At 69.1% G+C, this 7,432-nt stretch carries 4 protein-coding genes; 2 read left to right on the forward strand and 2 right to left on the reverse strand.

Going from position 1 to position 7,432, the window contains the following annotated elements; translation table 11 throughout:
- Positions 1-34: 34 nt before the first annotated feature.
- Together LJE69_RS00345 and LJE69_RS00350 are read right to left on the reverse strand one after the other, a co-directional pair.
- Positions 35-3,565: a response regulator gene (locus LJE69_RS00345; RefSeq protein WP_296920008.1), complete on the reverse strand. Its 3,531-nt coding sequence runs from the start codon at positions 3,563-3,565 to the stop codon at positions 35-37.
- A 210-nt stretch (positions 3,566-3,775) separates the two neighbouring features.
- Positions 3,776-4,702 (reverse strand): transporter substrate-binding domain-containing protein, encoded by a 927-nt coding sequence (locus tag LJE69_RS00350; RefSeq protein WP_296920010.1) that lies wholly within the window; start codon positions 4,700-4,702, stop codon positions 3,776-3,778.
- A gap of 177 nt (positions 4,703-4,879) precedes the next feature.
- On the opposite strand from LJE69_RS00350, the gene LJE69_RS00355 reads away from it, so the two are divergent.
- Positions 4,880-5,953, forward strand: coding sequence for a polysaccharide biosynthesis/export family protein (locus tag LJE69_RS00355; RefSeq protein WP_296920011.1), 1,074 nt, complete (start codon positions 4,880-4,882; stop codon positions 5,951-5,953).
- A gap of 73 nt (positions 5,954-6,026) precedes the next feature.
- Positions 6,027-7,432 (forward strand): glycoside hydrolase family 9 protein (locus LJE69_RS00360; RefSeq protein WP_296920014.1); only part of this gene is annotated, 1,406 nt, incomplete at its 3' end.

Genomic DNA, 7,432 nt, shown 5'->3' on the forward strand with positions numbered 1-7,432 from the left:
GGCCAGTCCCGCGGCGGCACGTCCTTGCAGGCGCTCAGGCCCAGTCGTCCAGCACCGCATTCACCTCCTGGAGGTTGGCGCGCAGGTCCGGTAGCAGGCGCTGCGCCTCGTCGAGGTTGCCGTCGCGGCCGGCGCACTCCATGGCGGCGGCGAGGTCCTGCAGGGCGGTGGCGCCGATGTTGCCGGCCGAACCTTTGATGGAGTGGGCGCGGGTGCGCACGACGTCCGGATCGCCCTGGGGGATGGCGTCGGCAAGCTGCTCGTACAGGGCCTGTGAGCTTTCGACGAAGATGCCGGCGATCTCCCGGGCGATCTCCTCGTCGTTGTCGAGCCGCGCCACCATGGTGGCGACGGTGAAACGGCCGTTGGCACCGGGCGCTGCCGGGGCAGCCGCCTGCGCGACCGGGTCGACTGGCTGTGTGCTCCCGGCGCTGGGCTGCATGCTCGCGGCGGCGTCCGCGGCGGATGCTTGGCGCGTCCCCGCCTGGGCCGAGCCGGGTGCGGGCAGCCGGGCGGCCAGGGTGCGGCCGAGGCTTTCGCGCTGCACCGGTTTGGTGACGAAGTCGTCCATGCCCGCGGCAAGACAGCGGTCGCGGTCGGCCGTGGACGCATGCGCGGTCATGGCGATGATAGGCAGACGCCGGCCGGTGCCGGCCTCCAGCGCGCGGAAGCGCCGCGTCGCTTCGAGGCCGTCCATCTCCGGCATTTGCACGTCCATCAGCACCAGGTCGTAGGGAATCAGTTGCAGCGCCTTCAACGCCTCACGACCGTTGGCAACGGCATCCGCGCGATAGCCGAGGCGTTTCAGCATGGACAGCGCGACCTTCTGGTTGGTGGGATTGTCCTCCGCCACCAGGATGCGCAGCGGCGGCGCATCCAACGGCAGCTCAGCCGCCGCGGGCGCCGCTGGCTGCTCCTCGGTGGCACCGTAGGGAACCTCGAACAGACGCACCAGCAGGCGATGCAGCACGTTGCGCTTGACCGGCTTGGTGAAGAAGGCGTCGAAGCCGGCCTGCTCCAGCGCGCGCCCGTCGCCACGCTGGTCGCGCGAGGAGAGCATCACGAGCTTGGGCTCGCCGTACTCGCCGCTGCGGCGGATTTCGCGGCCCAGCGTCAGCCCGTCCACCACCGGCATCATCATGTCGAGCACGACGATGTCGTAGGGCTCCTCGGCGGCGCTCGCCGCGCCGAGGCGCTGCTTGGCCTCGTCGGCGCCGCCGGCCTGGTCGATGATGCAGCCGAAGGCGTTGAGGTACTCGGAGAGCACGCGCAGGTTGGTCGCGTTGTCGTCGACGATGAGCACCCGCCTGCCCACCAGCACGTCGTCGGGCGGTTGCGCCGGTGCCTGCGGCTGCGGGTCGAGCAGGAACGGGATCTCACACCAGAACGTGGAGCCGCGGCCGGACACGCTGTCCACACCAATGCGCCCGCCCATGAGCTCCACGAGCTGCTTGGAGATGGCGAGCCCGAGCCCGGTGCCGCCGAAGCGGCGCGTGGTGGTGGTGTCCACCTGGTAGAACGACTGGAACAACTGCACCTGGCGCGCGGGGTCGATGCCGATGCCGCTGTCCACCACCTCGAAGCGCAACAGGCAATGGTCCTGCTCGTCAGCGGCGTCGAGCCGTTTCACGTCCACCGACACCTCGCCGTGCTCGGTGAACTTGATGGCGTTGCCGGTTAGATTCACCAACACCTGCCGCAGACGGCCGGCGTCGCCGCGCAGGCGCACCGGAATGCCTTCCGGCAGCAGGCAGTTGAACTGGAGGCCCTTCTCGAAGGCCTTCAGTGCCAGCATGTCCGCCACCTCTTCGACCGTCGCCCGCAGATCGAAGCCGGTGACCTCCAGCTCCATGCGCTTGGCCTCGATCTTGGAGAAGTCGAGGATGTCGTTGATGACGTCGAGCAGCGCCTCGCCGGAGTTGTGGATGGTCTCGACGTAGTCCCGCTGCACGGCGTCGAGGTTGCTGTCCCGCAGCAGGCCCGTCATGCCGATGACGCCCACCATGGGCGTGCGGATCTCGTGGCTCATGTTGGCCAGGAAGTCGCTCTTGGCCTGGCTCGCGGCCTCGGCGGCCTCCTTCGCCTGGCGCATCGCCTCCGCCGCGCGGCGGCGCTCGGTGATATCGCGAATGCTGCAGCGCAGGCCCATGCTGGTGCCGTCGGCGTCGCGGATGGGCTGCCCGGAAATGGCGGCCCAGGACACGCTGCCGTCGCGGTGCAGCAGGCGGAACTCGTGCTCACCGCCGTTGCCATCCATGAGCTCGCGCACCTGGGCGCGGAAGGCGTCGCGGTCCTGCGGATGCACCATCGGCAGCGGATAGTCCGGCATCGCCAGGCATTCGTCGACCTTGTAGCCGCTGACCCGCTCCACGGCCGGGTTGACCCACAGCAGTTTGCCGTCCGGGGCGGTCCAGTCCTCCCAGTCGTAGGTGTAGTTGGCGATGGCGCGGAACTCGCGCTCGCTGCTGCGCAGCGCCTCCTCGGCGCGGCGGCGCTCGGCCACCTCGCGGTTCAACGCGGCGTTCTTGGCCTCGATCTGGCGCTCGCGCAGTGCCGCCTCGGCAAGCCGCGCGCGCAGCGCCGCCGCGCTCAGGTTGGCACGGAAGACGATGGTCACGCCGGCCAGGACGATGGCGGCGAGCAGCGCCATGGCGGACGCCTGCACCCAAGGATTCAGGCCGCTCTCCACGGCATCCACGCGATTGAGCTCGATGAGCCGGAACGGCGTGCCCGCCACTGGCACCGCGGACGCGAACACGGAGGTGCCGGCGCCCGCGAGCTGCAGGCGCAGCGGCTTGGCGAGATTGATGTGGTCCTCGAGCGCCTCTCGCTCTTGTAGTTGGCCGAGCACATCCTTCCACAGCGCGGAATTCCCGCCGCCGACCACCCGCGGACCAGCGATGCCGTCTTCCACCAGCGCGAACGCTAGCGCCTGCCCGGAGCCGCCGGCCTCCAACAGGCTCGAACGCAGCAGTGCCGGGTCGATCCAGGAGACCAACTGGCCCGCGTATTCCCCCTTGAACCGATACGGCACCGACACGACGATCGCTTTGCCGCCATCCATGGTGCGCACCACGGCCCCGCCGTCGCCCGGACGCAGGCAGGCGCTGAGGTCCTGCCGCAGGTCCGCGGACTCGAGCCCCGGCGCCGTCACGTCCGCCAGGGTCTGGCCTTCGGCGTCCACCAGCGCGAGCCGCTCATAGATGGGCTCGCCGGAGACCCGCTTGCGGTCGATGAGGTCCGCAAACAGCTGGCGGATGGGAATCAGGCTCTGTTTGAGACCGAAGCGCTCGCTCATACCGAGCGCCTTGTTCTCGAAGTACACCGACACCTCGCGCGAGCGGGCCAGGTTTTCGAGCTCGCTGCGCTTCTCGTCGAAAAAATACTCGATGGCGGTGCTGCGGCTGTGCGCGGCTTGGCGGATACGGTCGATGAGCGACTCTTGCAGGCTCAGGGCGTTGCGGTAGTTGTCCACCAGCAGATAGCCCATGAGGCCCACCAGCGCCAGTGCCATCAGCACCGTCCAGATGGTGAGACGCGGTGGCCGCGCGGGGGTTGGATGCACTTCAGTCATCGGGCTTGTGGCCGGGAGTGGTGAGGGTGCGCTCGGGCGGCGAGCCTGGCGTGGCGTCATTCTGGTGCGAGCGGTGCGGCTGGAACGATGACCGCGTCAAACTCCGGGAGATTGAGCACACGGTCGCGGCATGGCCGTGACCGCGCCGCGCACCGCCGCGGGCTGGACGACCGGCTGGGGGCCGCGGTGCGCTGCCGCGGGTCACTCCTTTGCATTGATGAAGTCGGGGAAGTAGTCCGCGACGAATGGGTAGTACTTGAGCGCCAGTGCATCGAAGCGCCCGTCCGCCTTCAGCTCCGCCAGGTAGGTGTTGAAGGACTCGCGTAACGCGTCGTCGCCAGGCCGGAACGCGGGCGCCATGTCCTGGGGCTCGCTCACGGGGCCGATGACCTTGATGTCGCCGGGCCATTTCTGCAATGCCACCAGCGCGTCCGGCACGTCCAGCAGCGTGAACTCGGACTCGTCGGCAAGCAGTGCCGGTGCCAGCTCGTTCAGCGTCCCATCGAACAGGGAGATGTGCGCGCCGGTGCGCTCCATGTCATAGAGCGACGGGTCCAGGCAGGTGTTCACCTTGCCCAGCAGGGTCTTGCCGTGCAGCACGGACTTGGTCTTGACGATATCCCGCGCCAGGCTGTTGGTGGGCCTGATGGGCGACACCGGCGAATCCGCCCGCGACATCAGCCAGACCTGGGTCGGGAAGGTGGGCCGGGCAAACGCGACGGCCTTCTGCCGCCAGGGAATCACGGTCATGCCGTTGGCGATGACGTCGCCCTTGATGGGCACCTTGCCAATGACCTCTACGTCGTCGCCGTTCGATCGGACCTTCTTGCCGGTAAGGTCCCCGATGGCGCTGGACCAATCCGTCTTGACGTACTCATAATCGACCCCGAGCCACTCGGCGAAGCCCTGCATCAACTCCACGTCCATGCCGTCGCCGGCACCGGTGACGAAGTTGGCATACGGGATGCCGAGGTGGCGAAGCACGCCACGCTCCTTGACCGCCGCGAGACTGTCGTCAGCCGCAGCGAACAATAGTGTCCAGGGCATCATCATCATCAGCAGCAGCAAGGCGGCACCGAGGCCGCGGCGGACCGACTGCGGCTGATGCCACGTCATAAGTGATTTCATCCGAATACCTCCGGACCGATGGGCGTTGTTCTACAGGATGATCCCCGCGAGCCGCTACAGGAAAGCTGCGCGTCACGACCGCGTGTGTGCATTGTAGCGGACGAAAGCCGGACAGCGAGCCGACGGGCGGTGTTTTGGCTGCCTTTACCACGGCACAATTTCCTACCAGGCGTACGCGTGGCCATCTTGCTGGCACAGGTCGCGCTGGTCGTGCTGGTGCTGCTGCTGGCGGGCTGCGCCGCGGTGCGGCCCGCTATTCCGCTGTCCGATCTCGATCACCCCCCGTTGGTACGCCCGGAGGCGCTCAAGACCCCACCGGCGCAGGTCACCCGTCGGCTCACCACCGAGGAACAGTTGGCGGAGCTCCACCGCGCAGTGGCGGAGACCCAGACGCGGCCGACCCTCGGCAAGGGGGACGTGCTCAGCGTCTCCGTCTACGACGAGCCGGACCTCAGTATCGCCAGCGTGCCGATCCGCCCGGACGGCATGATCTCTTTCCCGCTCATCGGCGACGTGCAGGCGGCCGGGCGCAGCGTCGACGAGCTGGCGACAGCCGTCACCGAGCGGCTGTCGCGCTTCGTCATCGAGCCGCGGGTGGCGGTGATCGTCACCCAGCTGAACAGCCTCAACTACACGGTGAACGGCGAGGTCAACAAGCCCGGCGTCTATCCCCTGGTCACCGACGTCAGCCTTACCGAGGCCGTCGCCCGCGCCGGCGGCTTCAAGAAGGGCCAGTTCCGCTCCAGCTCCGTGGAGGTGGCCGATTTGTCCACGGCCTTCATCGCCCGCGAGGGACACGTGCTGCCGGTGGACTTCACGCGGCTGTTCCGGCAGGGGGACCTGCGCTTCGACATCCAGCTCCAGGACGGCGACTACATCAACATCCCCTCGGGCCTCTCCAAGGAGGTCTACATCGTCGGCGAGGTGAACAAGCCGGCGCAGTTCGCCTTCCGCGAGGCCATGCCCATGTCCCGCTCCCTGGCGCTCGCCGAGGGCTTCACCCGCGAGGCGGACCTGACGCGGGTGCACATCGTGCGCGGCGCCCTCAGCAATCCGAACCTGATCATCGTCAACTTCAAGGACGTGCTGAACGGCGCGGCGCAGGACGTGCAGCTGGAGCCCAACGACATCGTCTACGTGCCGCCGACCTATCTCTCGCGGTGGGCACAGATGCTGAACCAGATCGTGCCCACCATCACCGCGATCCAGACCGGCATCATCCTCGGCAACTCGGTCAACGGCGGCATTTGACATGGCGCGCGGATCGAGGGCGACGCGGTGCCGGCCACGTCGGCTCGCATCGCCGGCGGGCGCACTGGCACGCATGCCGGCGGGCTTGCTGGTGGCCGTATTGGCAACAACGGAGGCGATCGCGGCCGATGAGCAACTGGGCGTGACCACGCCGCTCGGGCTCGACGCGAGCCAGCAGCGGGCGATGCAGGCGACGGTGGTGAGCGCAGGAGCGGTGCGCAGCCTGGAATTACGCTCGGACCGCGCGCTGACGCTGCTGCTCACGGGCGGCGCGGATTCCGCGCCCGGTCTGGACACCGGCGCGATCCGGTTGCTCGGCCTGGACGGCCGTCGGCAAGCCCCCGCCCGCACCGGCATTGACCGCCGGGTGATCGGTTTCGACGCCGAGCGCCGCGCTATCGTTGGCACGCGCATCCACCTGCTGTTCGACACGCCACTCGCCGCCGGCGCCCGCCACCGGCTGCTGCTGCCGGGGAGCACGCCGTCACTGCCAGTGCAATACCGGCGGGAGCGCGTCACCGGCTCCATCCAGGCGAGCCAGGTGGGCTACGCGCCGCAAGCCCGCAAGCTCGCCTTCGCCGGCAACTGGCTCGGCAGCGCCGGCCCCATGCCGGTGGATGACGAGCGCTTCGAGGTGGTGGATGCCGCGAGCGGCCGGGTGGTGCTCCGCGGCACCGCCGAGCCCGTCGCCGAGCACGATCCCTGGAGCGGCAACCGCTTGCTGCTGCTGGACTTCTCCGGGCTCCAAGGCACCGGCCGCTACCGCATCCGCATGGACGGGCTCGGCGTCTCGGACGACTTCCGCATCGCGCCGGACGTCTACCAGCCGCTCTACCGCAGCGTGTTCCGGCTCTTCTTCCACAGCCGCAACGGCATGCCCATCGCCGAGCGCTACGCGGACTCTGGCCATGCCCGCCCGCGGGGCGGCATCCCCAGCGCGCTGGACGGCGTGCTGCACCCGGCCGTCGCGACGTCCGCTCTCGGCTGCGGCAGCGACGGCTGCGGCCGGCGGCAGATCAACGGCGGCTGGTTCGACGCCGGCGACTATGGCCAATACGTGCCCAACGCCGCCCCGGTGTGGTTCAGCGTCGGCGCCGCGCTCGACCTGGCGCCGAGCCGGTTCGGCGACGGCGACCTCGGCATCCCGGAGAGCGGCAACGGCATCCCGGACGTGCTGGACGAGTTGGACTGGGGCATGCGCTGGATGCTTGGCATGCAGGACACCGACGGCGGCGTGCACTTCCGCATCGCGAGCCGCGACTGGGACAGCTCCCTGCCGCACCGAGTCAGCGCACCGCGGCTCATCGGCGCGCGCACCACCCACGGCACAGCGTCCTTCGCCGCCGCGGCGGCCATCCACGCGCGGCTGCTGCGGCCCTATGACACGGCTCGGGCCAAGCGTGTGCTCGCGGCCGCCGAGGCGGCCTGGGACTTCATCGAGACGCATCCGCAATGGCCGCCGGAGGGCCAGCGCTACCA

The sequence above is a fragment of the Thiohalocapsa sp. genome, assembly GCF_022340605.1.
In the GTDB taxonomy this organism is placed as follows: domain Bacteria; phylum Pseudomonadota; class Gammaproteobacteria; order Chromatiales; family Chromatiaceae; genus Thiohalocapsa.